At 56.1% G+C, this 14422-nt stretch carries 17 protein-coding genes; 12 read left to right on the plus strand and 5 right to left on the minus strand.

All coding sequences use genetic code 11. The features are described from left to right. Window positions 1-65 precede the first annotated feature (65 nt). Window positions 66-815 carry a PhaM family polyhydroxyalkanoate granule multifunctional regulatory protein gene (locus ASE07_RS29400; RefSeq protein WP_057289864.1) on the plus strand — a complete coding sequence of 250 codons (750 nt, stop codon included), beginning with the start codon at window positions 66-68 and terminating at the stop codon, window positions 813-815. Between the two features lie 130 nt (window positions 816-945). On the opposite strand, the gene ASE07_RS05805 is transcribed toward ASE07_RS29400, so the two are convergent. Beyond that, complete coding sequence (locus tag ASE07_RS05805) at window positions 946-2193, minus strand: MFS transporter (RefSeq protein ID WP_057289865.1); 1248 nt, start codon at window positions 2191-2193, stop codon at window positions 946-948. Window positions 2194-2735: 542 nt separating this feature from the next. Continuing rightward, a complete protein-coding gene (locus tag ASE07_RS05810; protein ID WP_057289866.1) occupies window positions 2736-3848 on the minus strand; it encodes a hypothetical protein in 1113 nt (370 codons plus the stop codon). 201 nt (window positions 3849-4049) lie between these two features. Between ASE07_RS05810 and ASE07_RS28665 the strand changes: the two genes are divergently transcribed. The 5 genes from ASE07_RS28665 (at window position 4050) to ASE07_RS05830 (ending at window position 7329) form a co-directional block, all read left to right on the plus strand. Then, complete coding sequence (locus tag ASE07_RS28665; RefSeq protein WP_156396418.1) at window positions 4050-4331, plus strand: hypothetical protein; 282 nt, start codon at window positions 4050-4052, stop codon at window positions 4329-4331. Between the two features lie 19 nt (window positions 4332-4350). Further along, window positions 4351-5205 (plus strand): hypothetical protein, encoded by an 855-nt coding sequence (locus tag ASE07_RS05815; RefSeq protein WP_057289867.1) that lies wholly within the window; start codon window positions 4351-4353, stop codon window positions 5203-5205. 141 nt (window positions 5206-5346) lie between these two features. After that, entirely contained in the window at window positions 5347-5823 is a 477-nt protein-coding gene (rfaE2, locus tag ASE07_RS05820; protein WP_057289868.1) for a D-glycero-beta-D-manno-heptose 1-phosphate adenylyltransferase, read from the plus strand. Window positions 5824-5850: 27 nt separating this feature from the next. Further along, complete coding sequence (locus ASE07_RS05825; RefSeq protein WP_057289869.1) at window positions 5851-6864, plus strand: asparaginase; 1014 nt, start codon at window positions 5851-5853, stop codon at window positions 6862-6864. 9 nt (window positions 6865-6873) lie between these two features. Beyond that, window positions 6874-7329, plus strand: a complete 456-nt coding sequence (locus ASE07_RS05830) for a DUF411 domain-containing protein (RefSeq protein WP_057289870.1) — start codon at window positions 6874-6876, stop codon at window positions 7327-7329. Between the two features lie 90 nt (window positions 7330-7419). Here the strand turns inward: ASE07_RS05830 and ASE07_RS05835 are convergent, their stop codons facing one another. The 3 genes from ASE07_RS05835 to ASE07_RS05845 form a co-directional block, all read right to left on the minus strand. Continuing rightward, complete coding sequence (locus ASE07_RS05835) at window positions 7420-7902, minus strand: copper chaperone PCu(A)C (RefSeq protein WP_057289871.1); 483 nt, start codon at window positions 7900-7902, stop codon at window positions 7420-7422. 26 nt (window positions 7903-7928) lie between these two features. Further along, on the minus strand, window positions 7929-8399 hold the full coding sequence (gene trmL / locus ASE07_RS05840; RefSeq protein WP_057289872.1) for a tRNA (uridine(34)/cytosine(34)/5-carboxymethylaminomethyluridine(34)-2'-O)-methyltransferase TrmL: 471 nt from the start codon (window positions 8397-8399) through the stop codon (window positions 7929-7931). Between the two features lie 70 nt (window positions 8400-8469). Continuing rightward, window positions 8470-9207 (minus strand): ComF family protein, encoded by a 738-nt coding sequence (locus ASE07_RS05845; protein ID WP_057289873.1) that lies wholly within the window; start codon window positions 9205-9207, stop codon window positions 8470-8472. 65 nt (window positions 9208-9272) lie between these two features. Between ASE07_RS05845 and ASE07_RS05850 the strand changes: the two genes are divergently transcribed. The 6 genes from ASE07_RS05850 (at window position 9273) to ASE07_RS05870 (ending at window position 14422) form a co-directional block, all read left to right on the plus strand. Next, complete coding sequence (locus ASE07_RS05850; RefSeq protein WP_057289874.1) at window positions 9273-10217, plus strand: methyltransferase domain-containing protein; 945 nt, start codon at window positions 9273-9275, stop codon at window positions 10215-10217. A 231-nt stretch (window positions 10218-10448) separates the two neighbouring features. Then, the gene (locus ASE07_RS05855) at window positions 10449-10910 is read left to right on the plus strand and encodes a DUF2244 domain-containing protein (protein ID WP_057289875.1); all 462 of its coding nucleotides are present in this window, start codon (window positions 10449-10451) and stop codon (window positions 10908-10910) included. A 15-nt stretch (window positions 10911-10925) separates the two neighbouring features. Further along, window positions 10926-12086 carry a cytochrome c oxidase subunit II gene (gene coxB / locus ASE07_RS05860; RefSeq protein ID WP_057289876.1) on the plus strand — a complete coding sequence of 387 codons (1161 nt, stop codon included), beginning with the start codon at window positions 10926-10928 and terminating at the stop codon, window positions 12084-12086. A gap of 18 nt (window positions 12087-12104) precedes the next feature. Continuing rightward, a complete protein-coding gene (ctaD, locus tag ASE07_RS05865) occupies window positions 12105-13700 on the plus strand; it encodes a cytochrome c oxidase subunit I (RefSeq protein WP_057289877.1) in 1596 nt (531 codons plus the stop codon). 43 nt (window positions 13701-13743) lie between these two features. Then, on the plus strand, window positions 13744-13851 hold the full coding sequence (locus tag ASE07_RS29595) for a cytochrome oxidase small assembly protein (protein WP_235548362.1): 108 nt from the start codon (window positions 13744-13746) through the stop codon (window positions 13849-13851). A 1-nt stretch (window position 13852) separates the two neighbouring features. Then, window positions 13853-14422, plus strand: coding sequence for a cytochrome c oxidase assembly protein (locus ASE07_RS05870; protein WP_057289878.1), 570 nt, complete (start codon window positions 13853-13855; stop codon window positions 14420-14422).

The raw sequence follows: 14422 nt of genomic DNA on the forward strand, positions 1-14422 counted from the left end.
GTGCATACTTCCGGGAACTGGCGAGTTTTCGCCTACGTCAGCTTTTCACTACGCGGAGGTTTTTCATGATTAAACCGGAGATGCCGAACTTTCCCGGAATGGGTGCGATGACCGATACATTGGACTTCGTAAAAAATCTGTGGGGAAGCATGGGTATTCCCGGCATGAACATGCCGGGTAAAAATGGGCCCGGCATGAACATTCCGGGAATGAATATACCGGGCATGGTCATGCCGACTCTGTCCGTTGAAGAAATCAACAAGAAGATTGCCGATCTCAGGGCGGTGGAAAACTGGCTGACGCTCAATATGAACATGCTGCGCGGCACGATACAGGCGCTCGAAGTCCAGGCCGCAACGATTTCCACTTTGCAGACGATGAGCGAGACGTTCACCGCCACCATGCAGGCCGGGGCCGATGCCGCCAAGCCTAGAACTGCAGGTGCGTCCAATGGTAGTGGTGGTAACGGCGCCGGCAGTCACAGCAGCGCCGCAAGCACATCCGGCCAGGCTGATGACGAGGCCGGCGAGAAACGCAAGGGTGCGCCCGAACCGACCAGCAAGGATGAAATCGACGCGGCAAGTCTGACCGCGCCGCTGGTCAATGCGGCGGCATGGTGGAATATGCTGCAGGACCAATTCAAGCAGGCGGTCAGCAATGCGATGACGGAAGTGCCGAAGACGAGCGATAGCCCTGACAGTAACGGCAACGGTAACAGCAAGCCCAAGGCTTCCGCAAAAAGCGTATCGAAGGACAAGGTCGAACCGGCAGCAAAGACGGCGTCGTCAAGCCGCAAGTCAAAGCCGACCAAATAAATCCATTCACGGTCACGCGGTGTTCCGGTGTTTGATAAGCAGCTGCGTGTTCCGGATTTGCCTATGTTGCGCTTGCAATGCTTGGCGCAACATACGGCTGCTCGCTGTACGCGTCAGACAAGTTCCAAGCCTAAGCCGGTCGTGTGACCGGCGTAGCCGATGGTGCGACTTTCAAATGCTGCGCCACCCAGATCCCCGCCAGCGTGCAACCGAACGCCAGATAGCCAACCAGGTTGTAATGTTCGATCTGTCCCGCAGCATTGCGGGTGATGATCAAACCGGCACCCAGCGAAGCCAGTCCCGAGGCCATCATCTGCACCGATGAAGCGATGCTCATGAAGGTGCCGCGCACTTGAGGCGCCGCTGCAGCGGTAATCATGGCCATCCCCGGCACCATGCGCCCTGGCACCAGGATGAAAAAGATCGTCGAATTGATCAGCACGGCCCACCATGGCACAGGCACCAGATGCGTCGTCACCAGCAAAGGCAACAGCGACGCCAGCGCGACGACGCGATAAGTCCGGAGCTTGCCGTAACGGTCTGCCATCCTGCCGATCAGGCGTGAGGTAAAGAAGGTCGCCGCACCGCCACATAAATAGATCACGGTGATGAAGGATTCGGTCATGCCGACATTCGCGGTGTAGTACAGCGCGACATAGGGGATCACCGTGAATCCACCCAGCATCAGCAGCGACATGAAGAAATAGGCATTCATGTGATTGGGTTCCCTCACCACCGCATAGATTTGCCGGAAGACGTTGCCCGCATCGGAACGCCGCAGGTGCCCGGTTAATGAAGGCAGATAACGGTAGCCTACTGCAAGGAAGCCGCAGGACAGCAGCACGATGAAAAAGAACGGCGCCCGCCAGCCCAGCGTCTCGATGTGCGAGGCCAGGAACAAGCCAAGCGGAACACCCGCGACGGTCGACAGCGCAAATGCGGACATGATGGTTCCCATCGCCTGGCCGCGCCGCTCGAAGGGCACCACATCCGCCACGACAGTTTGCACCATGGCGCCAAGTATGCCGCCAAACGCACCCGCCAGCGCACGCGCGATCAGCAGGAAAACAAAATCAGGCGCAAGTCCACAGCACAGGGTTGCCACAATAAACAGCACATACAGCGTCAGGATCAACTTGCGCCGGTCGAAACGATCGACATAGGTCGCTGCCAGCAATCCGGACGCGGCGGCGGTAAAGGTGTACGACGAGAGCAGTAATCCGAATTGATGGGTATCGATATGCAGTACCCGGATCAGTTGCGGCCCGAGCGGCATCATGATCATGAAATCAAGGATGTGCGTGAACTGGATACCGGCAAGGGTCAGCAGGAAGATGCGTTCTTCTTTGGGGCTGGGAGAATGAGTAGTGTTGACCAAGGATGTTGCGTGTTAGTTGAACAGTAAGGCCAAAATGGTTCGGCAGGCGATGTGGCGACTATGCCACATTGTGCGTGAGGAAGCGCAATGCCTGCCATGGATTACATGCTGTCAGCAGCACTGTGTGTCTGGATGCGCTTGCAAATTGAACAATTTGAAATAAAGGGAAACTGTATCGGTAGCGATTACAAAACCAGAATAGCGTGACTGAGGAAGGATGGCTTTTAGGTTGTGCATTTGCAGCATATATTCGGTCTAATCCAATAATTTTTAAGGAATATCAATGGCTTGATCGATGGTGCGATGCGGCATGGATCGTGCTAGTCCTGTTGATATATCTTTACAGGAGGTCCTATGTTGCACTATTACATTCTCTTTGCTACTACCGATCAATGGCTGTTTCCCGCTGCGCAACTGGAGGTGCTGCCAGAGGGGCTCATTGAAGATGAACTCTAAAGAGTTCTAACTGAACACGACTGCTTTGCGCTGCTTCCGAATTCCGCTCGGCGCAATGCTAGAGACGGATCTGCTCGCCTTGTCAACTAGCGAAAGACGCCGATCGCCATCGGTTGTTCCGGCAAGGCGGGTGGGCGTTTCATTGTCGCGTTCAGGATCGGCTCAAAATTCGGCGCACCTATGGCGCCACAAGTTCGCCTTGTCATTTTGGACTGTCCCAAGGGGATGAGGTAGCCGACGCGTAATGCGGTACTGCCGCCACTGTCGTTGATATCCCGGGATAACTGGATATTCCATTTGTCACGCGCCACAGTGAGGTCCATGCGACCGAAATCCGTGCCGGCGCTGTAACCACCATGCACCTGGACGCAGTCGTCCAGGAACTGCGAAAAACGGACGCCGCTGGTTGCCTGGATTTCGGTGTGCAGCGCAATGCTATCGGCATAGTAGGTGGATTGGCTTAACTCATGCCGTAGCTCGACTTTTGAATCGGCGGTTGGCCGCAAATTCAGGTTGAGCAGGTAGCCTTCTGTTCTACCTGATGCCGGCAGGGTCGCACTACGCACGCCCGGATCCAGCGTGTCCGGGTCGGTCAGCGCTGAAACGGTAGCGGTGCTGGCGGTATTCGCGTCGACGGTGTACGCCGAAATACCAAGGTCCGACAGATACGCGTAATTGGTCCAGTATTTTCGCGCGCCGATCAGATAGCTATGCTGTTGCAAGGATTCGGCGCCATCTGCTTCTGCTGAATTGCTGCGTAATTGTGCGCCGGCGATGCGGAAACGCACGTTCTTCTTGGGCGCAAATATCCCGTTCAAGACCATTTCGGATTGTGTGCTGCCACGGGTAAAACTGCCGCCCGCACCAAACGTGCTCGACAGCGCCCGGCCGTAGTCAAACGTCAACGCGGGATCGGCCATATATTGTTCAAGCTTGGCATCCCACTTTTCTGAGCGGCTGCTATAGCCAATCACGGCGGCTTCGCGCGCCAGGCCGAAGTAACCTGGGGTAGGCCTGCCGCCGCTTTGCAGATCGGGCAATGCCTCCGTCAGCTCCCCGGTCGTCGCAAACAGGTCGGCGGTATCGGTCTGGTTAATGACTGTGGCCGAGACGTTTGCCATCGTGCCAGACAGTGCGGCAATGCAGGCCAGATGCTGCCACGCTGGCATCTTGGCGAGGATCGTCGTTGTAGAAGGCATGTATGTTCGATAATGGTTTGCCGAAGGTCGTCACGGTGGGCTGCATCACCTGAAGCCGTCGCGCTGAACGAATGGACAATGCCACTCGGACATAGTTGCATATCAAAAATATATCACGCGCCATCCATATCGTGGCGCGCGTCGGCGGTGATGGTTCGCCACTTCAGTCGTGCATTGAGCGGTAATAGAACCAGAACCGCCATGGCACTAGTTTCCGGAACCATGGTCATAAAGGCGGGCAGCTCGCTGCAGACTAATTTCGAAGAAACATTCATCGGCAAGCTGACAAACCCTCATACCCGGATGGTTTGCGGTATTTTTGGCTGGAGCGCTTGCGTTATTGTTTTGGCTACAAGTGGTTTTTCTTGCCGGCAGGCTGACCAGTACTGCACCGAACAATGTCTATCGGAGTACTTGCGTATTCCGCGGACCGTCGGGGAATTAAAGTTTCCGCGCTTTTCTTTGGTAGAATCAAATACTTAACTAATCATGAAGGTGTGTGATGCTGTATCCAGAACTATTCAAATCGCTCGAACAGGTTCGCTGGAACATGGAAAAGGATATTCCGTGGGAACAGTTTGATGCTTCCAAATTATCGGATGAGCAGGCACAAACCATCCGCATGAATGCCATCACGGAATGGTCCGCATTGCCCGCGACTGAAATGTTTTTGCGTGACAACCGTGGTGACAGTGATTTCTCCGCATTCATGTCGGTCTGGTTTTTTGAAGAGCAAAAACATTCGCTGGTGCTGATGGAATACCTGCGTCGTTTTCGCCCGGATCTGCTTCCCACCGAAGAAGAATTGCACAATGTGCGTTTCGAATTCGATCCGGCACCTCCGCTCGAAACCCTGATGCTGCATTTCTGCGGCGAGATCCGCCTCAACCACTGGTACCGTTGCGCCTCCGACTGGCATACCGAACCGGTAATCAAGGCCATCTACAAGATCATCAGCCAGGATGAAGCACGTCACGGCGGCGCCTATCTGCGTTACATGAAAAAAGCGTTGAACGAAGTCGGCGATACCGCGCGTGCCGCCTTCGCCAAGATCGGTGTATTGATGGCATCCGCACGCCGCACCGAAAAGCCGCTGCATCCGACCAATCTGCATGTCAACCAGGCGCTGTTCCCGAATGACACGGTCCAAAGCCGCTTGCCCGATCCAAACTGGCTCGAGCGCTGGCTGGACGGTCAGATCAAGTTCGACAGTGAATGGGAAAAGAAAGTGATTGACCGCATTCTGCACAATATGTCGCTGCTGTTCGATCGTACCTTTGAATCGGTGCAGGACCTGAACCGTTATCGCAAGGAAGTCAGCGCACGTCTGCAGGGTAACCTGAAGCCGGCCTCCTGACACGGCGACACTGACGCTTTGCAGTAAGCAGGGTCCCGCTTTTTCGACCAGTCTTTTCATGTATTCAAGAAGGGCTTGCGGGAAAGCGCTACACTAAAGTAAAAGCCGTAAGCCATCGCTTGCGGCTTTCTTATTTTCATCATGCCTAATTTCGAAGATAAACTTGTTACCCGCGCCGCACTGAAGGAACGTGTCGCCAGCCTGCCCAAACCGGTTGTCCTGACCAACGGCGTATTTGACATCCTGCACCGAGGCCATGTCACTTACCTTGAGCAGGCACGTGAGCAGGGGGCATCGCTGGTCGTTGCCGTCAATACCGATGCATCGGTCAGGCGACTAGGCAAGGGCGACGATCGTCCGGTCAACACCTGTGAAGACCGCATGGCGATACTTGCCGCACTCGAATCGGTCAGCCTGGTCGTGCCGTTTGATGAAGACACTGCACTGGAAGTGGTACAGGAAGCACGCCCCGATGTCTATGTAAAAGGCGGCGATTACGACATGGCAGCGATTCCCGAAGGCAGGGCAGTCGCTGCCTACGGTGGCAAGGCTGTTGCCATTGAATTCCAGCATGACCGTTCGACCAGCAAACTGTTGTCGAAGGTGCGCAATTCCTGACCCTGAACCTTTCTGAAGGGACCATGCATGATGCTTGCTCCACTCGTTGAAGTCATCCGCGGCGGCCGGCTCGAGTCCTTGCATTACGGCGCTGTTGCTGTCGTGAATGCCAGGGGCGACCTGCTTTATCATGCCGGCGATCCTGACTTTCTGACCTTCACGCGCTCTACCATCAAGCCTTTTCAGGCGCTGCCTTTCCTGCGCGCCGGAGGCCACGAAAAGTTCGGCTTCGATAGCCGTGAACTCGCACTGATGTGTGCCAGCCATTCTGGTGAAGCGATGCACACGCAGACGGTGGAGGGCATGCTGCGCAAGGTCGGTTGCGACGAGCATCACTTGCGCTGCGGCTGCCATGTGCCCATGCACTTCACCGTGCAGGACAAGGCGCCGCCTGCAGGTGCAACTTTCAATCAGCTGCATAACAACTGCAGTGGCAAGCATGCCGGCTTCCTTGCGTATTGCGTGCAGAACGGACATCCACTGGACAACTATGTCGAGCCGGCACATCCACTGCAACAGGCAGTGCGCGACAGCATAGCCGAAGTTGCCGGCATGTCCCCGAGCGATATGGCGATGGGTATCGACGGCTGTTCCGCGCCCAACTATGGCCTTCCGCTGTCACGGCTCGCACACACCTATGCGCGGCTTGCGCAGGGTGACCAGGATCCCCATTACGGCAGCCTGATGGGCGAGCTGTTTCGCGCAATGACCTTGCATCCGGAGCTGGTGTCCGGCACCGGGCGCAGCGACCTCGCATTCATGCAGACGGTACCGGGCGACTGGGTGGCAAAGATCGGCGCCGAAGCAGTGCAAGTGATCGGTATCCGTTCTGCCGGCATCGGTATCGCCGTCAAGATTGCGGATGGCAGCACACGTGGTTTGTTTCCGGCCACCATTTCGGTATTGCAGCAAATCGGGATACTGCCTTCAGCGGAAGCGACACCTCTTGCTCCATGGGCGCGTCCACAGCTCCACAACTTCCGTGGCCTGCACACCGGTGAAGTGCGTGCCACCTTCACATTGACCAAAGATAAATTCTAAGGAGCCATCATGCAACGCAGGACTTTGCTGCAAGGCGCACTGGTTGCGCTGTATTTACCTGCGGCTGTCACGCACGCCGCCACACCAGCCATTCAGGTGTACAAGACACCGAGCTGCGGCTGCTGCCATGAATGGGTCGCGCATTTGCGCAAAAGCGGATTTACGGTGAACACCACCGATGTGCCAGACACCGCTCCTTATCGGACGCGTTATGGCGTCCCGACCGAACTGGCGTCATGTCATACGGGAGTCGTCGGTGGATATGCGCTTGAAGGCCATGTGCCCGCCGAGCAAATCAAGCGATTGCTCGCTGAAAAGCCGAAGGCAAAAGGGCTGGCGGTGCCTGGCATGCCGATGGGATCGCCCGGCATGGAGATGGACGACCATCGGCGTGATGCGTTCGACGTGGTACTGATCAAGGCCGATGGCAAGCATCAGGTCTATCACCATTATGCGGCTTCCTGATCTTCCTGATCGTTTCCGTTAGCGGTCTGGCATCGCCGGATGCGGAAAAAGCTGAGCTACGCCAGGGGCAGCTCAGCGCATCAATATCGTTCAATGGCGATGCTGACCGGCTGCGGGTGCTGCTTCCTTCTTTGCTTCTTCGACCACCACGGTGACGTCGGTCTTGCCAGCTTTTTCAAAATTCAGCGTAAGGGGAAACTTGTCGCCGGCTTTCAGCGGCTTTTCCAAACCCATCAACATGATGTGATAGCCATGTCCCGGCTTCATTTCAACCTTTGCTGCCGGCGGCAAGTCGATACCGTCGACTTCACGCATTTTCATCACATTGCCTTCCATCGACATCGTATGAATCTCCGCGGACTTGGCGACGGGCGAGGAAAGGGATGTCAGCTTGTCTGCCGAGCTACCTGTGTTTTCCAGTGAAAGATAAGCGGCGCCGGATGGCTGGTAAGGCGCGGTCGTCCGCGCATAGGGATGTCCGATTTTCAGGTCCTTGAGCTTGAATTCATGCGCTTGTGACAGGCCAGAGGCGACTACGGTGATGGCGATTGCTGCGAGGTGATACAACTTCATGTTGATCCTTCAATCAAGAGGGGGATTTACTGGCCGCCGGCGAAACCGTTCTGTCGCCATGCTTCATAAACAACAACTGCGACCGTATTGGACAGGTTGAGGCTGCGGTTATCCGGACGCATAGGCAAACGGATACGCTGCGATGCGGGAAACGATTCCCGCAAGGCTGGGTCAAGACCACGTGTTTCCGAACCGAATACAAACACATCGCCCGGTAGGAAATCGATGCCTGCAAATGGCGTCGATCCATGTGTGGTCATGGCAAACATGCGATGCGGATCCGGCGTTTCGGAAGCCAGAAAGGCCGCCCAGTCGCGATGAACCTTCATCGTCGCATAATCATGATAATCAAGACCCGCCCGTCGCATCTTGGCGTCATCCAGCGGAAAACCGAGCGGCTCCACCAGGTGGAGTTGCGCCCCGGTGTTCGCACACAGGCGAATGACATTGCCGGTATTGGGGGGGATCTCGGGTTCGACCAGTACTACATGAAACAAAGTATGCTTCCTTCCGATATATCTTGTTAGTCGTTGTTGCCTGTCGCCAGTCGATCGTGCACTGCGTTCTCTATTGCGGCGGAGTCCTGGCAAACACGATGCCGGTCACGCGTGCGGCACCGTAACGTTTTAGCATCGCCGCAAATTCATTCATCGTTTGTCCTGTTGTCATGACGTCATCGACCACGCCGATGTGCGCACCGCGCACGAGCTCCATTGTTTGCGCCTGCAGCGAAAACGCATGATGGATATTCTGTTGCCGCTGCGACGGATCCAGTTGCGCCTGCGCCTGGGTTTCACGCTGCCTGAGCGCAAGCCGCGAGTGCAGCGGAATACCAAGCGAGCGCGAAAGCGGACGTGCCATTTCAAGGGCCTGGTTAAACCCGCGCTCGGTCAAGCGTGTACGTCCCAGCGGTACCGCACACAACAAGCTTGGCAGCGCCGTATCCTGTCGCGCAAGCAGCGCGTCGCGCATCATGGTTGCAAACAGCGACGCCAGATCCAGGCGCGCACCGAACTTCAGCGCCAGCACCAGCCGATCAACCGGTGCGGCGTAGTCGGCAGCAGCAATTGTCGCATCGAATGCCGGCGGATGTCGCAGGCACTCACCACAGATCGTGTCGCCAGCTTGATGCATCGGCGTCGCGCAACAGCGGCATCGGTTTGGCTGCAAGGCCAAAAATTGTCCATGGCATCCCTTGCACAATCCGTCAATTGCCTCCAGACCGCAGAATGCGCAACCGCCCGGCAAGGCCACGGGCAGGCGGGAAAACAAAGTGTGCGACCAATGGCGCAGGCGAGTGAACATGGAGCAGGCAAATCTTCAAGCGTGTAAACTTCGGCATTATCTCATTGCCTTAACCGGATTTTCTCTTGCCTTCATCCCTGCCAACTTCCGAGAGCCGGTCCAGCGGTCCGATTGATACCCGGCGCGTGCGTGCGCTGTTCGCCAGGCCCGGCCGTATCGCCGATTCGGAGTTTTTGCGCCGCGAAATTGCCGGGCGCATGCATGAGCGCCTTGCTCTTGTGAAATTGCAGCCCGAGCGCATACTGGACTTGGGATGCGGCGAAGGCGCGGATTTCAGCTCCTTGCAGGGACAATACCCGCAAGCACAGCTTGTTGGCATGGACGGATCGCTGGCCATGTTGCAAGCCGCACGCCAACGGCAGCAGCAGGCAAGCTCGTCAATGAACCGCCTGTTGTCCAAATGGCTGCCTGGCAAGCTGGGGGGAGGTACTAGTCAACTCGCTACAGCTTGTGCGGATTTTGCGCAATTGCCCTTGCCCGCAGCATGCGCGGATCTGGTGTGGTCCAATCTCGCGCTGCACTGGCATCCGCAGCCGGACATGGTGTTCGCTGAATGGCGGCGCGTACTTCGGATTGACGGTTTGCTGATGTTTTCCTGCTTTGGCCCTGATACGCTCCGTGAAGTCCGTCATGCATTTGCCAACATCGATAGCGCCGCGCATGCGTTGTCATTTGTTGATATGCATGATTTCGGCGACATGCTGGTGAACGCCGGCTTTTCCACCCCCGTGATGGACATGGAAACCATTACGGTGACTTATGATTCCACTGATAAGCTGTTTGCCGATGTGCGTGCGTTGGGCGGTAATCCGCTTCTCACCAAACGGCAAGGGCTGTTCGGACGTGCCGCCTGGCACGCAGCCATCGCAACGCTGGAGCGGATGCGCGGTGCCGACGGCAAGATTCCTCTGACTTTCGAGGTGGTCTATGGACATGCGTTTCGTCCGGCGCCGCACAAGACGGCTAGCGGCGAAAGCATCATCCGGTTCGAACCAGGCTGGAAAAAATAACACGACACTTCATCGACAGGCGATAGCAATATGACAGATCGGCCAAGGTGTGGCCAAAACTGCAAGGCCGCCAGCGCCGCTCATCGGTCGCTAACCCGCATGTATAGAGGCATGGCATACCGTTGCCCAGTATTTTTCCGCTTGATAAGCAGCCAAGTTCAGCCTTATACTTCCGTGGTTTTGCATAGTGCTTGTACTCTCGGGTTCGCTGTCGCGGTCGGATGATCCAACATGGTCTCGCGCGAATGGATTTTAAGGCGCAATTGCTCGATAACGCCACGTCAGCTGATGATGGTCTATGCGGCATTGTGTACAACTTCCTTACTGGTCGCCGTTGTGTTTACGTTGCGTGGCGCCTGGTACATCCTTGGCTTTGCCATTCTGGAAATGTTGGCGATGGGAATCGCTTTTTTCCTGTATGCTCGCCATGCCACCGACAGGGAGCACATCGCGCTGGCAGACGATTGCCTCCTGGTAGAGCTGATTCAGGTAGAGCATGTCCGTCAATTCAGGCTGGATCCGCGCCGTACGCGCGTTGAGCCGCCCGGATCCGCGCGAGACCTAATCGGACTTGAGGCGGGCGAAACCAGAGTTGAAGTGGGACGCTTTTTGACAGAATGGAAACGACGCGAGCTTGCGCGGGAACTACAGAGCGCGCTGGCGTCAGGAAAATATACGGAACTCCAATTTTAGGCTTTTGAGGAAATTATGAAACTTGCGAAGCGCCTCCAATCACTGATGCTCGGTGCGTCGCTCCTGGCGGCCGGCGTGCCATCATGGGCGGTTGTGGACAGTCAGGGCGGTCCTGCCGTGCGTCAGTTGAACTTTCAGCCACCGGTAACCAAGATTGCCGAGGAAGTGTACTCGCTGCACAACCTGATGCTGATCATCTGCCTGCTGATCTTTATCGCCGTGTTCGGCGTGATGTTCTATTCGATCATCAAGCATCGCAAGTCAGTCGGCCACAGGCCGGCAACTTTCCATGAAAGCACCGCAGTTGAAATCGCCTGGACCATCGTCCCGTTCCTGATTGTTATTGGTATGGCATTGCCGGCGACAAAAACCGTCGTTGCAATGAAAGATACGTCCAATGCGGATATCACCATCAAGGCAACTGGCATGCAGTGGAAATGGGGTTATGACTACCTCAAAGGCGAAGGTGAAGGCATTTCCTTCCTCTCCGCCATGTCCACGCCGCGCGAGCAGATCGTCGATGTGAGCAAGACCAAGAGCGACAACTACCTGATCGAGGTCGACAACCCTGTTGTCGTTCCGGTTAACAAGAAGATCCGTATCGTTACTACCGCCAACGACGTTATCCACGCATGGGGCGTCCCGGCATTCAGCGTCAAGCAGGATGCGATCCCCGGTTTTGTCCGCGACACCTGGTTCCGTGCCGAAAAAATCGGTACCTACCGTGGTAATTGCTACGAGTTGTGCGGCAAGGAACACGCATTCATGCCTATCGTCGTGAATGTTGTCAGCGACGAAGACTACAAAAAGTGGACAGAAACCAAGAAAAAGGAAATGGCGGCGCAGGCTGACGATCCGAATAAGACCTGGACTGTTGATGAACTGAAGCAGCGCGGCGAAAAAGTTTATGCAGCTAACTGCGTGGCCTGCCACCAGGCTAACGGCAAAGGTGTTCCGGGCGCATTCCCTGCACTCGAGGGTTCCGCTATGGTCACTGGCCCCAAGGGTCCGCAGATCAACATTCTGCTGAATGGTAAGGGCGGCATGCCGCCGTGGAAGGGCGTCTTGTCGGACACCGACATCGCCGCCGTCATTACTTATACCCGTAATAGCTGGTCCAACAAGGCCCAGGAAAATATTGTTCAACCGGCTGAAGTGCTGGCTGCGCGCAAGTAATTGAATTAGGAGATTGACATGAGCACCACCGTAGTTGATCACGCCCACGATCACGCTCACGACCACGCGCACGACCATCCTCATGGCTGGCAGCGCTGGCTGTACGCAACCAACCACAAGGACATCGGTAGTCTGTACCTGTGGTTCTCTTTCATCATGCTGCTGTCCGGCGGCGTGCTGGCACTGATGATCCGTGCCGAATTGTTCCAGCCGGGTCTGCAATTGGTACAACCGGAGTTCTTTAACCAGCTGACCACCATGCACGGTCTCGTGATGGTGTTCGGCGCGATCATGCCGGCGTTCGTCGGTTTCGCCAACTGGATGATCCCGCTGCAAATCGGCGCATCCGACATGGCATTTGCCCGGATGAACAACTTCTCGTTCTGGCTGCTGCCGCCTGCTGCCATCCTGCTGGCTGCATCCTTCCTGGTTCCTGGCGGCGCTACCGCTGCGGGCTGGACGCTGTATGCCCCGCTGTCGACCCAGATGGGTATCGGCATGGACATGGGTATTTTCGCGATGCACATCATGGGTGCGTCGTCGATCATGGGTTCGATCAATATCATCGTCACCGTCCTGAACATGCGCGCTCCCGGCATGACGCTGATGAAGATGCCGATGTTCTGCTGGACCTGGCTGATTACTGCCTACCTGCTGATCGCTGTGATGCCCGTGCTGGCTGGCGCAATCACGATGACATTGACCGACCGTCACTTCGGCACCTCGTTTTTTAACGCTGCCGGCGGCGGTGATCCGGTAATGTATCAGCACATTTTCTGGTTCTTCGGTCACCCGGAGGTCTACATCATGATTCTGCCGGCGTTCGGCATTGTCTCGCAGATTATCCCGGCCTTTGCACGCAAGCAGCTGTTCGGTTACGCCTCCATGGTGTATGCAACCGCATCGATCGCGATCCTGTCGTTCATCGTCTGGGCGCACCATATGTTTGCCACCGGCATGCCGGTGACAGCGCAGCTGTTCTTCATGTACGCAACCATGCTGATCTCGGTTCCGACCGGCGTGAAAGTGTTCAACTGGATCGCCACCATGTGGAAAGGCTCGATGACTTTTGAAACCCCGATGCTGTTCTCGGTGGGCTTCATCTTCGTGTTCACCATCGGGGGCTTTACCGGCCTGATTCTCGCGGTGACACCGATCGACATCCAGATGCAGGATACCTACTATGTGGTTGCGCACTTCCACTACGTTCTGGTTGCGGGATCGCTGTTCGCACTGTTTGCCGGTTTCTACTACTGGGGTCCGAAGTGGACAGGTTTCATGTACAACGAAACCCGCGGCAAGATTCACTTCTGGGGTTCGCTCATTACCTTCAACATCACTTTCTTCCCGATGCACTTCCTGGGACTGGCCGGCATGCCGCGTCGTTACGCCGACTACCCGGCGCAGTTCACGGACTTCAACATGATCGCGTCGATCGGCGCATTCGGCTTCGGCCTGATGCAGGCCTACTTCCTGCTGGCCGTCGTGCTGCCCTCGATCAAGGGTGGTGTCGCAGCGCCTGCCAAGCCATGGGATGGTGCGGAAGGCCTCGAGTGGACTGTCCCAAGCCCGGCACCGTTCCACACCTTTGAAACACCGCCGATCGTCAAGTAATCTAAGGTAAATGGGGTCGGCGAAAGCTGGCCCCAAATCCAATATGTCTGACCCAAAGAAACCGAATAACCTGAAGACCGCGCTGATCATTGCGTCGATCGCACTGATGTTTTTTATCGGCTTCTTTATCAAACGGATCTGGCTGAGCTGAAATGGAACAACAAAATCCGACACCGGCAGGGCAGGAGCGGTCGCTGAACAAGCAGATGCTCAAGAAACTGCTGATTGTCGCAGTCCTGATGTTCGGTTTCGGGTATGGCCTGGTGCCAGTCTATAAACAGATATGCGAGTTGACCGGCATCAATCTGTTGACGCCGAAAGATTCGATGGTTGGGGATATCAAGAATACCCAGGTCGACAAGAGCCGTACCATTACCGTCGAATTTGATGCCAATGCCCAAGGCCCGTGGCGTTTCCGCCCGACCGTTTCAAGCATGCAGGTGCATCCCGGCGAAATGGCGCAAGTAGTCTATGAAGTGGTCAATACGCAGTCCCGCAGCATGGACGCGCAGGCGATTCCAAGTTATGCACCGCAGCAGGCAACCGCCCACTTCAAAAAGATGGAATGTTTTTGTTTCAAGCAGCAGACGCTTGGACCAAACGAGGCCAGGCAGATGCCGGTCGTGTTCTACATTGATCCGGCATTGCCAAGGGATGTGAAGACAATCACCTTGTCTTACACGTTCTTTGAAATCGGCGGTCCCGGCAAGAAGGCAAGCTGA

Source organism: Noviherbaspirillum sp. Root189 (assembly GCF_001428545.1).
Lineage (GTDB): Bacteria > Pseudomonadota > Gammaproteobacteria > Burkholderiales > Burkholderiaceae_D > Noviherbaspirillum.